Origin of the sequence: Frankia alni ACN14a, from assembly GCF_000058485.1 — a bacterium.
Taxonomy (GTDB): domain Bacteria; phylum Actinomycetota; class Actinomycetes; order Frankiales; family Frankiaceae; genus Frankia; species Frankia alni.
Genome location: NC_008278.1, coordinates 154,331 through 167,590 on the forward strand (window position 1 = coordinate 154,331; position 13,260 = coordinate 167,590).

A 13,260-nucleotide genomic window follows, 5' to 3' on the forward strand; every position below is an offset into this window, starting at 1 on the left:
CGGGAGCGCGGCCGCCTCAGCGTTCGGGCGTGGCGAGGATCTTGAACAGCATGGTGTTGGCGCTGGTCAGCGCCTGGGTGTCGACCGAGCGCAGGCAGGCGACGAGACCGGCCTTCGCGACGAACGTGACCAGGCCCATCACGGCCCACAGGCCGCCGCCGAGGTCGACGCAGAACCCCTCGCCGGTCGCGTGCTCCACGACCAGGGCAACCAGCACGGTCGGTTCGTCGACGATCTCGTTGTAGACGGTGGAACTGAGCACCAGCACGGCCTGGGGCGTCGGGCCGGTGTTCGCGGTCCAGATCTCCCCGCGCCGTGGTGCTCTCACGGGGCGGTGTCGGTCAGGCCGGGATGTCCGGTCGCCGCGAGGTCCTGCTGGTTGGCCTCCCCGAAGGCCAGGGCCGCCTGCGCCACGGCCGGGTCGGCCCGCAGCCAGGCCCCGTGCGCGGCGCAGCGCCGGCGCATGTCCTCTGCGTCGAGCACGCCCTCGATCCACGCGTTCATCGAGGTCTGGTCGGCCTCGGCGTAGCGCCGGACCGACTCGTAGGCCTCGTCCGAGAGACGCAGTGTGATCGTCCGGCTCATGCGACTCATGCTAGCAAGATCTGCTGTCATGGCATGGCGCATGAGCGATGCGGGACACGTGCCAGTTCGCTGACCAGCCGTGCTGTGCCTCCGTACGCTGAAGGTCTGTTTCATGGCGGCAAGTTCATGAGGACAAGGAGCACGAACCAGTGTCGACCGCGTCTGCTTCCTCCCCGCTCGAGTCCGCCGCCGGCGGCGTGCGCATGCCCGCGATCTACGCCACCCAGGGCGCCCCGCCGCTGATCGACCATCCGCACTGGACCGCCGAGCTCGCGGCGTGGGGCCGGGCGCTGCCGCGCCCCCGGGCGATCCTGGTGATCTCCGCGCACTGGGAGCAGAACCCGATCGCGTACGGCGCGACGACCACGCCCGTCCCGCTGTACTACGACTTCTACGGCTTCCCCGAGCGCTTCTACCAGCTGCGCTACCCGGCTCCGGGGGCTCCCGACCTCGTGGCCGAGGTCGCCCGTCTGCTCGGTCCCGGCCAGCCGCTCGTCGCGCAGCCCGACCGCGGGCTCGACCACGGGGCCTTCATCCCGCTGATCTACATGTATCCGGACGCGGACGTTCCCGTGCTGCAGATCTCCCTGCCCACGGAGGATCCGGTGGGCCTGCTGGAGCTCGGCCGGCGGCTGGCGCCGCTGCGGGACGACGGCGTGCTGATCTTCGCCACCGGCCTGCTCACCCACTCCACCGGCCACGCCGACCTGTCGAACCCGGACAGCAGCCCCCACCCCGACGTGGCCGCCTTCGACGCCTGGGTGGCCGACGCGCTCGGCCGAGGCGACCTCGATGCCCTGGTGCACTACCGCGACCGCGCTCCCGGGGTGCGCCGGGCGCTGCCGAGCCAGGAACACTTCGTCCCGCTGTTCGTGGCTCTGGGCGCCGCTCTCGACACCCCCGGGCCGGTGATCTTCCCGCATCACGGCTTCTGGTACGGCAACTCGATGCGTTCGGTCCAGTTCGGCGCGGCGGCGACGGCCGACGTCCCGGCCTGACCGGCCGCCCCGCTGTTCCGAGCCCCGGCCACGATACAGTTACGTAAGGGGCGATTGGTCTCGCGTGGCGGCCTTGACGGCTACTCCATACCTGCCCAATGGAGTCACTCGTACTGGTGGAGTGGGGGGTGGCTACCTCGGACCGGTCGCCTCGGCGTGGGCGCCGCCGGCGGTGCGGACCTGGCGGTGCAGGTAGTAGAGCCAGGGCGGTATCGTCGCCCAGAACACGATGATGTTGCCGATGACCACCCCTCTGGCGCCGCCGACCAGCAGGCCGGTGACCGGGCAGGCCAGCAGGAACGGCACGAAGAACAGGTTGATCCAGAAGGTGAGCCGGGTCTTGCCGAAGGCATAGAGCACCGCGGCGGGGCCGACCGCGAGTCCCGGGCCCACCTGCGCGACGACGGCGAGCAGCAGCAGGTCGTGGGTCTGTCCCCAGGTGTCGCCGAGCAGGGCCGCGCCGAAGTCGGCGGGCAGCAGCATGAACGCCAGCCCCCACAGCGAGCTGGAGACGACCACGAGCCCGGAGACCAGGTAGGCGCCGCGGATGACCTGGCCGGGGGGCATGTGCTTGCGCCGCGCGAACTCGGGGATGGCGAAGCTCATCAGCGCGACGGCCAGGTTCGTCGTGGGGGCCAGCAGAGTCTGCAGCCCGCGCAGGGCCCCGACGAGCGACGTGGAACCGACGGCCCCGATGACCAGGGTGGACGTCTGCTGGGCGCCCTGCAGCGAGATGAACTCCGCGGTCATGAAGCCGGTTGTCTCGCGGTGGCCGGTGAACCAGGCCAGCGCGCGCCGCGGATCGGGCCAGGCATGGTGCTGCGCGACGCCGACCAGCGCGGCGAGGGCGGCCGCCGCCCCCCAGACCAGCACCATCGCCGCCGCCCCGCCGCCGGTGTCCGAACCGGCGGCGAGCAGGCCGACCCCCACGGCCAGCCCCGCCGCCCAGACAAGGTCATTACCGACGGCGAGCAGGGGACGGCCCTGGGCGAACGAGGCGTAACGCCAGGCGTCCTGCACGAGCAGCGCTGGCATGATCACGCCCATCGCGACGAGGTTCAACCCCACCGCGCCGCGCAGGGCGGCTCCGACGACGAGCAGACCCACGCCGACGACGACGCCGAGCGCCAGCGCCGTGCCGGCCGCGGCCCGCACCGCCGAGCGGAACGTCGTCGCCGGGACGTCGGCGTAGCTGATCCCCAGCGGCGCCGTCCCGGCCGCTCGGGCCAACCCGACGATCATCGCGAAGATCGTGTAGGCGATCGCGAACGCGCCGAACTCGCTGGAATCCACCCGGCGGGCGATGATGAAGTTGATCGCCGCGTTGGTGCCGCTCGACACCACCTGGTCGCCGACCGTCCACAGCGCGGTGACCCGGCTGCTCGACCGCGGGGGCGCGGGCGCGGGCTCCGCCGGGATGTCCACGTGAGCCAGATCACGGTAGGTGACCGCGTCGCCGAGTCGGACCGGGTGGTCGGGGTGCCGAGGCTGCGGCACCCACTCGCCCCTGCCGGTTGCGCGGTCCGCGCTGAGCCTCACGTCGTCATCCACGTCGATTCCCTCGCGCCCGTCCGGGGTCTCCGCGGGACAGGCGGGCGCCGGCGAACGGCCCGAAGTCCTGGTCGGACGGGTCTTCTGCGCGCCGGCGGCCGCGCCTTGCCGCGCTCGGCCCCCGGCCTCGTCCGATCACGTCGCCGCGGCTCCGCCCATGCCGGTCCCGACTCTACCGTGACGTAACTGTCATCTTTGGGTAAGCGGGCGGGCACGGTGGCGGCTCAGCGCAGCGCGGCAACGATCACGCGGGTGTTGTGCTCCTCCATCTGCAGGTAGGTGGACCCGTCGGAGCCGGCGGGGCCGAGGGAGTCGCCGTAGAGCGAGTCCTCCCCGGCCTCGACCCGCACGCCGGCCTCGGTCGCGATGGTCCGCGCGGTCCGCGGCGGCAGCGACGACTCGGAGAAGACGGCCTTGGTCCCGGTCCTGCGGATCCTGTCGACGATCGTCCGGATGTTGCTGCCGGACAGCTCCGCGGCGGTGTCGAAGCTCGGGATGATCGAGCCGACGAAGGTCAGGCCGTAGCGCTCGATGTAGTAGCCGAAGGCGTCGTGGTTGGTGACCAGCTTGCGGTCGGCCGGCGGGATCGTGGCGATCTGACGCCGGATGTCGCCGTCGAGCACGTCGAGCTTCTTGTCGTAGATGATCCGGTTGGCGTGGAAGTAGCCGGCGTTCGCGGGATCGGCCTGGGCGAGCCCGCGTTCGATGTCCGCGACCATGATCTTGGCGTTGAGCGGGTTGTGCCAGATGTGCGGGTCGCCGGCCTTCTCCTCGTCCCCGCTGCCGGCCCGGATGGTCACGCCGCGGCTCGCGTCGACCCGGATGCCGTCGAAGCCGGCGGCGCCGACGGCGTCGTCGAGCCAGCTCTCCAGCCCGACGCCGTTCTCGACCAGCACCTTGGCGTCGGCGACCGCCTCGATGTCGGCCGGGGTGGGCTCGTAGTCGTGCGGGTCGACGTTGGGCTTCAGCAACTGGGCGACGCGGACCCGGTCCCCGCCGACGACCCGGGTGAAGTCGGCGACCTGGCTGGTCGTGGCGACGACCGGCAGCCGCCCGCCGGCGCCGGCGTTGCCGCTTCCGGCGGAGGACGAGCCGCAGCCGGCCAGGAGGGCCGCGAGCAGGGCCAGGCCGGCGACCCCGGCGGCGAGCCGGGTGGGGGTGGGGATGACGGGCACGGGATCCTCACTTCGCAGAGCGGACACCCCTGATGAAAACGATTCCGAAAACGGATGTCAATAAGAGGGGTCGGGTCGTCCGCGCCGCGGGTGGCTCGGCGGTCGGGTCAGCGCAGGACCTGGGGTTGCTGCTGGGTGATGCAGTGGATTCCGCCGCCGTGGCCGAAGATCACCCGCGCGTCCACGGGTTCGACCCGGCGGGTCGGGTACAGCCGGGCGAGCAGGTCGAGGGCGTCGGCGTCGCGGGGGTCGTCGAAGACTCCGGCGACGACCAGGCCGTTGGCGACGTAGTAGTTGAGGTAGGAGTAGCCGGCCGGGCCCCCGTCGACCTCCAGCACGGTGGGCGCCGCGATCTCGACGACCTCCAGCGGGCGGCCGGCGGCGTCGTGGCTGGCCCGCAGCAGCGCGGCCAGCTCCCGGGTCGTGGCATGGTCGGGATGCGCCGGGTCGGGCTGGCTGTGCACGGCGACGAGGCCGGGCCGGACGAACGCGGCGACGACGTCGACGTGCCCGCGGGTGCCGAACCGGTCATAGTCGCGGGCGAGGCCCCGCGGCAGCCAGATCGCGCGGGTCGTGCCGAGCTGGGCGTGCAGCTCCGCCTCCACCCGGGCGCGGTCCCAGCCGGGGTTGCGGTGCGGGTCGAGCTGGACCGTCTCGGTCAGCAGCACGGTGCCGGCACCGTCCACGGCGATCCCGCCGCCCTCGTTCGTCAGCGCCGAGTGGCGTGCCACCGCGCCGGCCCGCGCGGCGACGGCCGTGGCCAGCAGCCGGTCCGCGTCCCAACGCGCCCAGTCCTGGGCGCCCCAGCCGTTGAAGACCCAGTCGACGGCGCCCAGGTGCCCGTCGCCGTCGATCGTGAACGTCGGGCCGCTGTCGCGCATCCAGGCGTCGTCCAGCGCAAGCTCGATCACGGTGACGGCGGGGGGGACCAGCCGGGCCGCCGTCGCGCCCTGATCCGGGCCGGCGATCAGGGTGACCGGCTCGTGGCGGCTGATCGTCGTCGCCACGCGGGCCCAGGCGGAGCGCGCCGCGGCGAGGCCGGGGGAGCCCTGCGCGCCGAAGGTGTCGTTCGGGGGCGGGAACGCCATCCAGGTCCTGGCATGCGGCTCCCACTCGGCCGGCATCCGACGGGCGGCGGGAGCGGGGGGCACGGCGGTCATCATCGCAGGCGCGACGTCCGCGACCCGCCGGCCGCCGACCGGCGGCGGGGCGCGGCCGGGGCGCAGCCGAGACGGGGCGGGGCACGGCGTGGTGCCGCGCGGGCCGGCGAGGCCGGCGGGGTGCGGCGAGGCCGGCGGGGGCCGGCGGGGCGTGCCGGGCGTGAGAGCATCGGGGGATGCTGACGATCACCAGCATCGGGGTGCCCGGTTCGCCGGCCCGGGTGGCGCCGCCGACGCGCGCGCCGCTGCGGATCGCCGCGGTGCAGCACCGCTGGCATCCCGACCCGGCCGAGCACGCCGCCGCGCTGCGGGCGGGCGCGGTCGCCGCGGCCGAGCTCGGCGCCCGGCTCGTCTGCTTCCAGGAACTGACGCTGTCGCGCTACTTCGCCGACGTGCCGCCGGAGGGCCAGCCGCCGACAGACCGAGGGCCGGACGTACGGGTGCCGGACGGGCGCCTCCCGGCGGTCGGCGCCCGGCCCGCGGGAGGCGGTACCTGGCCCGCGGCGCTGGCCGAGAGCGTCGACGACGGGCCGACGCGCACCCTCGCCGCCGGTCTCGCCGCCGAGCTCGGCGTGGCCGTGCACATGTCGCTCTACGAGCGGGCGGACGGGCCCGACGGGCTGGGTTTCAACACCGCCATCGTCGTCGGGCCGGACGGCGCGCTGCTCGCCCGCACCCGCAAGATGCACATCCCGGTCACCGCCGGCTACCACGAGGACCGGTACTTCCGGCCCGGGCCGGCCGGGGCGGACAGCTTCCCGGTCGTCGAGCTGCAGCAGGGGCGCTTCGGCTTTCCCACCTGCTGGGACCAGTGGTTCCCGGAGCTGGCCCGGGCGTACTCGCTCGCCGGCGCCGACGTCCTGGTGTACCCGACCGCGATCGGCTCCGAGCCCGATCATCCCGGCTTCGACACCGAACCGCTGTGGCACAACGTCATCGTCGGTAATGGGATCGCCAACGGCACGTTCATGGTGACGATCAACCGGGTCGGCACGGAGGGCGCCCTGACCTTCTACGGCAGCTCGTTCATCAGCGACCCGTACGGACGGGTGCTGGTCCGGGCGCCGCGGGACGTCCCGGCGGTGCTGGTCGCCGACCTCGACCTGGACCAGCGCCGCGACTGGCTGGCGCTGTTCCCGTTCCTCGCCACCCGCCGTCCCGACGCCTACGCCGGCCTGGCCGAGCCCGGCGCGGGCGGCGTCGACGGCCGCTGATCGGCGCCCGGACTCACCTCACGTCGCGCACCGATCTTCGACGGGTCGTAGAACCCAGGGCGGGGATCACCTAGACTGTCACGGCGTGGAGGCATCCGCCGGACCGGTCGCGCGAGGCCTGCGGGCCGGCGTGTTCGGCGCGGTGTGCGTCGCCCTCGGCGTGGTCGCGCACGTTGCCGCCCACGGAGCGGCCCCAGCACCGTGGGCGCTGCTCGCCGGCCTGGTCGCCGTGACGGTGGTCAGCGGCGTCTGCGCCGGTCCGGCCCCGTCGTTGCCGCTCGTCGTCGGCCTGATGGCGGCCACCCAGGCAGGGCTGCACGCCGCCTTCGGTGCGTGGCCGGGCGCCGCCTCGGGTCCGGACCTGTCCCGGCTGCTGTGCGCGGCGCCCGGCGCGCACGCCACGGCGGCCACGGCGCTGCTGCGCCGCGAGGGCCTGCTCGCGACCGTCGGTGGTGCGGCGCCTCATCCGGCGCTGATGCCCGCGATGGCGCACGGCGGTGGGCTGCTGGCGATGTCCGGTGCGCACCTGCTGGTGGCGGGGCTGACCGCCTGGTGGCTGCGACGCCTCGACGCGGCCGTGGGCGTCACCGGTGCCCTGGTGGGAGTGCTCGCCCGTGGCCTGTGCAGGCTGCTCGGATCGCCGGCCGCCCCCGCTCCGGTCGGCATCGCCCGCCGCCGGCCACGCCCGGCGATGCCGCCCGCCGGCTGGCCGCGCCCGGCCGGGCTGCGCCACAGCGTCGTCCGCCGAGGCCCTCCGCAGGTCTGCTGACGCGGCCCGGACCCACCGTCCGCCTCACCCCGGCGATCCTGAGCCAGGACGAGTGGCTCCGAACCTCGCGTGACCCTGGGTAACCGGCCTGCCAGCCGTGTCCGCGCCGCCCGACCACTGCCGCCAGCCCGCCAGCCGCCGCCGTTTCCGGCCAGATCGAGGCCAGATCGAGGCCAGATCGTGCCGAGGTTTCGGCACGGTTCTGCGGCCCAGAAGCGTACCTACCCCTCGGCATGATTCTGCGCACAGATGATCACAGAATGTGACGAAGGGGGCGGTGCGGCCAGTGGGCATCCCGAGCGCCGAGGCGACCCCGGCGCCCCCGAGGCATCCCCGCACCTGCGTCCCGGACCGTGCCGACGGCGCGGGTACCGGCCGCCACGCCCTCACACCTGGAGTTCCCATGCCCGACGGAGTTCCCCTCCGCGACAACCTCCGCGACAACGCCCACGACCTGCCGCTGCTGTTGGGGAGCGCTGCGTGAACGGCGGGGAGACGTCGGACCGGCCGGCGCCGGGTTCGTCGCCCGCCGACCCGGCCGCTCCGCCCGCCGACCCGGCCGCTCCGCCCGCCGTCCCGGCCGCTCCGGCCGTGGATCGCCGACCCGGGCTGCACCGGCGTCGGGTGCTCGCCGGCGCAGGGCTGTTCGGCCTGGGTGCCGGGGCCGGCACCGGCGTGACCGTGGGGACGCAGCGGCTGGTCCCCGAGCGGGCCGATCCGGTCGGAGCGGTCCGCCGGGCGGTGCTGGCCCCCGTGGCGGGCGACGGTGTCCACCAGCCGGGCATCGCCGCGCGCGCGCCCGCCCACCTGGTGTTCACCGCCTACGACCTGACGGCGACCGATCCGGTGGCGGCCCGGGCGGCCCTCGGCGCGGTGCTGCGGGCCTGGACCGACGGAGGCCAGACGCTGATGCGAGGTGCGTCTCAGGGCGGTCTGCCTCAGGGCGGTCTGCCTCAGGGCGGCGTGTCCCAGGGCGGTGTGGTCGGGAGCGGTGTGGTCCGGAGCGGTGCCGCGGGGATGGGTCGGGAGGCGGCGGGCCTGGGGCCGGCGGGGCTGACGGTGACGGTGGGGATCGGGGCGGCGGGGCTGCGCCGGGCGGGCCTCGACGCGCGCATCCCCGGGCCGCTCGCGGACATCCCGGCCCTGCCCGGCGACCGGCTGGAGGCGGCCCGCGGCGGCGGGGACCTCGCCGTCCAGGTCTGCGCCGAGGATCCGATGGTCGCGTTCGCCGCGGCGCGGCAGCTCGGTCGGCTCGCCGCCGGCCTGGTCCGGCCCCGCTGGGTGCAGCGCGGCTTCCAGCGCACCGCGGCGGCGGCCGCCGACCCGACGGCCACCCCGCGCAACCTGATGGGGCAGCTCGACGGCACGAACAATCCGCGGCCGGGCTCAGCCCAGTTCGACCTCGCCGTGTGGGCCGCCGGGGGCCCGGCCTGGATGCGCGGCGGGACCTACCTGGTGTGCCGGCGGATCCGGATGCTGCTGGAGAGCTGGGAACGGCTGACCGAGGACGCCCGCGGCGAGGTCGTCGGGCGCCGGATCGACGACGGGGCGCCGCTGTCCGCACCGCCCGCGGCCGCCGGCGGCGGCGAGGACACGGCTTCGGACTTCGCCGCCCGCGGCCCGGACGGCCGGCCCCTGATCGCCGACAATGCCCACATCCGCCTGTCCAACCCGCAGTTCCACGGCGGTGTCGCCATGTTCCGCCGCGGCTACTCCTACGACGACGGCCTCGACGCCGCCGGCGAGCCGGACGCCGGGCTGTTCTTCCTGGCGTTCCAGGCCGATCCGCGCACGTCGTTCGTGCCGGTGCAGCGCACCCTCGCGGCCTCCGACGCGCTGAACACGTTCATCCGGCACACGGCCAGCGCGCTGTTCGCCGTCCCGCCGGCACCGCCGGCCGGCGGCTACCTCGGCCAGAGCCTGCTGGAGGAGGCCTGAGCCGGCACGGTGCCGGCGGACGGTTCGGTGCCGGCGGACGGTTCGGTGTCGCGGACGGCTCAGTGCCCGGCGGCCAGGGAGACCAGCGCCCGGGCGTAGCGCTGCGCGCAGTACGGCGCGGGATGGACGAAGTCCACGATGCACCGGTGGCCGTTGAGCTCGGTGTTGAAGGCCATCGCCGGATGGATCGCCCGCGCGGCCCGTTCCGAGTAGTGGACCCGGCCCGGGAACTCGTCGGCGAGCTCGCGGTACAGGTCGTTGAGGCGTGCGCTGCCCAGCATCCAGCCGTGCAGGCGGGAGGCCGGCGTCGTCCAGTCGACCTGGCCGGACGTGCTGTTGAACGAGGACGGCACGGCCGCCGCCAGCACGATCCGCCGCACCCCGTGGCGCAGGTACCAGCGGATCTGGTCGGTCAGCTCGGTGCGGTAGGTGGCGACGAGCTGGGTGCCGTCGAGGTTGCCGGGATTGTTGCCGTTCCAGTTCAGGACCACGGTGCGCGGCCGGCCCGCCGCCGCCAGGTCATCGGAGATCAACGGCGAGGTGGCGTCGGCGTAGACGCCGGGGGTGAGTCCCGAGTAGCCGACGAGACGGACCGGGGCCGTGTCGGTGGACCTGGCGGCGACGGTGACCATGGAGTCGCCGACCACCAGGGCGGGCTGCCGGGACCCGCCGCCGCCCGACCGGCCGCCGAGGATCACCGCGATCGCGAGCGCGGCCAGCACGGCGAGGGTCAGCCAGGACCTGGCCGTACCGCGAGCGCTTCCAGGCGCCGCGGGCGACGTGGGCCGATGCGTCCGGGTATCCACCTCCGCCCGTGGCGTCGCCGGGTCGCCGTGCGCGGATCGGCGTGGGGTCGGCGAGATCTCGGGACCTTCTTTCCGTCCGGGGCGCCGTTGGCCGTGGTCGGCGAGACTTTCCGTTCCCGGATACCCGGGAGCGTCGCGATAAACCGGTTGACCGGGTACGCACCACCGCCCGCCGTCGTCCATTGGGAAAAAGATGGCGACTCCCCGGAAACCGTTGATAAATGCGCTCTCGGAGGATCCGGCGGAAAAGGGGCGGGTCAGCGGGGGGATTGGCTGCGCCGGGCATTCAGCGCGGCCACCGTCGGGACGAGATCGCCGATGGTGGTGAAGTCGGTCGCGACGAACGTCGGGGTCAGGCCAGCCCGTTCACAGCGGCGCAGGTGGGCGAGCAGGGCGGGTTCCCGGTTCACCGAGTCGGCGTAGGTCCGGCCCGGATCGTCGCCCTCCACCCAGTGGTTGACGAGGAGCATCGGCGCGGTGCGAGAACCACGCCCGACGCGGCAGGTGAACCCCGCCGGGGAGGGCACGTCGAACGGCGTGTCCGCCCCGTACCGGAAGAACCGCCGATACCAGGTCTTCGGCACGTCGGCGTTCTCCGCGAAGACCACCAGCCGGCGGTCGGTCGCGACCAGGTGCCCCAGCGTCGGCCAGCGCCCGTGCGGGTCCGCGGGGGGCGTCACGATCCGGTGCAGCAGCCCGACCCGGCGGAAGGCGGCGATCACCTCCCCGGGTGGCACCGAGTCCTGCAGGATCAGCGTCACGACCTCGGACGGGTTGCGTGCCAGCCAGTCGTCGACCGAGCGCAGGGCGTCCTCGAGGTTCACCGAGCCGAACTGGCACACGCTGTGACACAGCCACAGGCCGGGCCGGGCCGAGCGGGCCCCCCGGGCCAGCGGCGCCAGCGCGTCGCGTTCCCGCGGGCGCAGGCCCGCCAGGAAGGTCTCCACCTGCGTCGGCGTCGTCCAGTGCTGCACGTCGAGCAGCAGCGCCCGCACGCCGGTGTCGAGCTGGCCGACGAGGTCCGGATCCTGCGTCGCACCGACGAAGTCGGCGGCGCTGGAGGCCATGGCGTTGTGGCTGGCGGCGTAGACCGCCTCGTCGTAGCGCAGCCCGCACAGCCCCCGGCCACCGTTGCAGCTCGCCGCCTCCCCGCCGAACCGCGCCGGTGTCACCAGCCACGAGCAGCTCAGCAGCACCGCCGCGGACGCCGCCATGACCACCGACCGGCGCCGGGTGAACGGCCGGCGCCGGCGCCGCACGAACAGGCCGACGAGACCGAGCAGGCACCCCGCCAGCGCCACTCCCGCGGCCACCTGGCTCCACACCGTGCGGATGCTGCCGATCATGTTTGCCTGCAGGTCGTGCAGCAGATCCCGCGCCCGCAGAGGCAGCGTCGGGTTGGCGCCGACCACGCCGGCCGTCGGGTCGCCGACCAGGGTGGGCAGCAGCAGGCCGAGCAGCAGCGCGGCGGCCCCGCCGACCACCATCCCCCCGGCAACCAGCAGGATCGTGTCGCCGCGCCGGCAGCGGGCGCGGCGGGCGGCGAGCAGGACCGCCAGCACGGCCACGGCCGCGAACAGCGCTCCCACGGTGACCGTGCCGTAGCGGCCCAGGTCGTGCAGCACGTGCAGCAGGCCCACGCCGGCCGACTCGTGCGCACGGGCCAGCGGCGTGCCCAGGTCGAGCTGGTCGCCGGCCAGCCGCCGGCGCAGGTCGGCCAGCGCCGCCTCGTCGCCCTGGAACAGCAGGGGCCCGACCACGGCAAGCGCGGCCGGCACCTTCCCCTGTCTCAGCAGGCCGACGACCTGGCCGCCGACCCGGGCCCGCTCGGCGTCGGGGAGCCGGGCCAGCAGCACCGAGCCGATCTGGTCGGCCTGCTCGCCCGTCAGGTCCATCGTGGGGATTCCGGCGGGTCGGCGTCCCTGTGCCATCTGGTCGAGGCCGCCGACCAGCACCTGCGTGACGGCGGCGACGTCGTGGGCCTGGAAGGTCGGCGTGCCCGACACCTGCCCGGCCAGGTAGATGGTGGCGAGCTTCGCGATCGCCGCGAACGTCGGGCGCAGGTCGACGCTGAGCGTCAGCGCCGGGCGCTGGCCGGCGAGATAACCCGAGATCTGGGCGCTGAGGGAGTCCACGGCGCCGCGCACCGCCGCCGCCGGCGCGACCAGCCGCAGGTTGTCGACGACGACGTCCGGCGGGACGGGCAGCCCGGCGAGCAGGTCCCGGGTGACGCCGGCCAGCGCCGGGTCGGCCAGCACCTCGTCGTAGAGCCGGCGGTAGAGGTCGGTCTCGTCGACGGCCTGCCGGTAGTAGGCGGCGCGCTGGACGGTGAGGTTCGTCGTCAGCGCCACGACCGCCACCGGCCAGCACACCATCGCCACGGCCAGCGCCAGGGCTGTCCACGCCCGCACGCGCCGCACGGCTGCGGCGGAGACGTCGAGGCGGCGCACCGTGGGGACATGCCCGGTCGGGATGGCCCCGATGCCGCCACGGCACCGGGGTCACACTTTCCCCTGATCGGTGGGCCGCCCGGTGGCGGGCGGTGACCTACCGCTCGACGGCCTACCGCTCGACCTGGGTCTTCAGGTCATACAGGGCGGACTCGACCAGCTTGTCCTCCGCCTTGCGGCGCAGCAGGCCGGGGATCGGCACCTTCAGCTCGACCGTCAGGTCGTAGGTCACCTCGGTGCTGCCGTCGCCGAGATCGGTCAGCGTGTAGCTGCCGTCCAGCGTGCGCACCCGGTCCGACTCGAGCATCGTCCAGGTGACGGAGTTCGGACCGACCCAGTCGTAGACGAGGGCGTAGTCCTCCTTGCCGAAGGTCGTCTTCGCCTGGAAACGGGCCTTCGCCGGCAGGCCGGCCGGCGTGGTCTCGATGACCTCCGCGGACTTCACCGGCTCCGACCAGTCGGGATACCGGCTGATGTCGGCGATGACGGCCAGAATCGCCGCGGGCTGGGCCTTGATGACGATCGTGGACGAGACGTGATCGGCCATAATGGCAGGTCCTCCACATATTCCGGGTACGTACTGGATTCGGCGGCGACCAATCGTGGCAGCACTG

General features: G+C 74.2%; 13 protein-coding genes. 5 read left to right on the plus strand and 8 right to left on the minus strand.

Annotation, left to right across the window (positions count from 1 at the left end; genetic code table 11):
• Positions 1-16: 16 nt before the first annotated feature.
• Complete coding sequence (locus FRAAL_RS00730; RefSeq protein WP_041938628.1) at positions 17-328, minus strand: MazF family transcriptional regulator; 312 nt, start codon at positions 326-328, stop codon at positions 17-19.
• Positions 325-585, minus strand: coding sequence for a YlcI/YnfO family protein (locus tag FRAAL_RS00735; RefSeq protein WP_011601421.1), 261 nt, complete (start codon positions 583-585; stop codon positions 325-327). Before FRAAL_RS00735 ends, FRAAL_RS00730 begins: the two co-directional genes overlap by 4 nt.
• Before the next feature lie 149 nt (positions 586-734).
• Here FRAAL_RS00735 and FRAAL_RS00740 point away from each other — a divergent pair, with 149 nt between their 5' ends.
• Positions 735-1,583: a dioxygenase family protein gene (locus FRAAL_RS00740; RefSeq protein WP_157734255.1), complete on the plus strand. Its 849-nt coding sequence runs from the start codon at positions 735-737 to the stop codon at positions 1,581-1,583.
• A 132-nt stretch (positions 1,584-1,715) separates the two neighbouring features.
• Here FRAAL_RS00740 and FRAAL_RS00745 read toward each other — a convergent pair whose 3' ends face one another.
• The 3 genes from FRAAL_RS00745 to FRAAL_RS00755 all read right to left on the minus strand — a co-directional run bounded on the left by FRAAL_RS00745 (position 1,716) and on the right by FRAAL_RS00755 (position 5,469).
• Complete coding sequence (locus FRAAL_RS00745) at positions 1,716-3,134, minus strand: MATE family efflux transporter (protein WP_063822584.1); 1,419 nt, start codon at positions 3,132-3,134, stop codon at positions 1,716-1,718.
• Positions 3,135-3,358: 224 nt separating this feature from the next.
• Positions 3,359-4,309 (minus strand): metal ABC transporter solute-binding protein, Zn/Mn family, encoded by a 951-nt coding sequence (locus tag FRAAL_RS00750; protein WP_041938629.1) that lies wholly within the window; start codon positions 4,307-4,309, stop codon positions 3,359-3,361.
• 107 nt (positions 4,310-4,416) lie between these two features.
• Positions 4,417-5,469, minus strand: a complete 1,053-nt coding sequence (locus tag FRAAL_RS00755; protein WP_041940025.1) for an agmatine deiminase family protein — start codon at positions 5,467-5,469, stop codon at positions 4,417-4,419.
• A gap of 176 nt (positions 5,470-5,645) precedes the next feature.
• Here FRAAL_RS00755 and FRAAL_RS00760 point away from each other — a divergent pair, with 176 nt between their 5' ends.
• The 4 genes from FRAAL_RS00760 (at position 5,646) to FRAAL_RS00775 (ending at position 9,390) form a co-directional block, all read left to right on the plus strand.
• Complete coding sequence (locus FRAAL_RS00760) at positions 5,646-6,683, plus strand: nitrilase-related carbon-nitrogen hydrolase (protein ID WP_011601426.1); 1,038 nt, start codon at positions 5,646-5,648, stop codon at positions 6,681-6,683.
• A gap of 85 nt (positions 6,684-6,768) precedes the next feature.
• Complete coding sequence (locus tag FRAAL_RS00765; protein WP_011601427.1) at positions 6,769-7,452, plus strand: hypothetical protein; 684 nt, start codon at positions 6,769-6,771, stop codon at positions 7,450-7,452.
• A 262-nt stretch (positions 7,453-7,714) separates the two neighbouring features.
• On the plus strand, positions 7,715-7,936 hold the full coding sequence (locus FRAAL_RS33415; RefSeq protein ID WP_011601428.1) for a hypothetical protein: 222 nt from the start codon (positions 7,715-7,717) through the stop codon (positions 7,934-7,936).
• Positions 7,933-9,390, plus strand: coding sequence for a Dyp-type peroxidase (locus tag FRAAL_RS00775; protein WP_083866666.1), 1,458 nt, complete (start codon positions 7,933-7,935; stop codon positions 9,388-9,390). Before FRAAL_RS33415 ends, FRAAL_RS00775 begins: the two co-directional genes overlap by 4 nt.
• Before the next feature lie 59 nt (positions 9,391-9,449).
• On the opposite strand, the gene FRAAL_RS00780 is transcribed toward FRAAL_RS00775, so the two are convergent.
• The 3 genes from FRAAL_RS00780 to FRAAL_RS00790 all read right to left on the minus strand — a co-directional run bounded on the left by FRAAL_RS00780 (position 9,450) and on the right by FRAAL_RS00790 (position 13,193).
• Positions 9,450-10,112 carry a hypothetical protein gene (locus tag FRAAL_RS00780; RefSeq protein WP_231861444.1) on the minus strand — a complete coding sequence of 221 codons (663 nt, stop codon included), beginning with the start codon at positions 10,110-10,112 and terminating at the stop codon, positions 9,450-9,452.
• Positions 10,113-10,453: 341 nt separating this feature from the next.
• Positions 10,454-12,646: a PI-PLC domain-containing protein gene (locus tag FRAAL_RS00785; RefSeq protein ID WP_011601431.1), complete on the minus strand. Its 2,193-nt coding sequence runs from the start codon at positions 12,644-12,646 to the stop codon at positions 10,454-10,456.
• A gap of 112 nt (positions 12,647-12,758) precedes the next feature.
• On the minus strand, positions 12,759-13,193 hold the full coding sequence (locus FRAAL_RS00790; protein WP_011601432.1) for an SRPBCC family protein: 435 nt from the start codon (positions 13,191-13,193) through the stop codon (positions 12,759-12,761).
• Between the last annotated feature and the right edge of the window lie 67 nt (positions 13,194-13,260).

Coding starts and splice junctions, on each gene's coding strand:
- FRAAL_RS00735 (WP_011601421.1), bottom strand. CDS start 585: ATGAGCCGGACGATCACACTGCGTCTCTCGGACGAGGCCTACGAGTCG.
- FRAAL_RS00755 (WP_041940025.1), bottom strand. CDS start 5,469: ATGACCGCCGTGCCCCCCGCTCCCGCCGCCCGTCGGATGCCGGCCGAG.
- FRAAL_RS00760 (WP_011601426.1), top strand. CDS start 5,646: ATGCTGACGATCACCAGCATCGGGGTGCCCGGTTCGCCGGCCCGGGTG.
- FRAAL_RS00790 (WP_011601432.1), bottom strand. CDS start 13,193: ATGGCCGATCACGTCTCGTCCACGATCGTCATCAAGGCCCAGCCCGCG.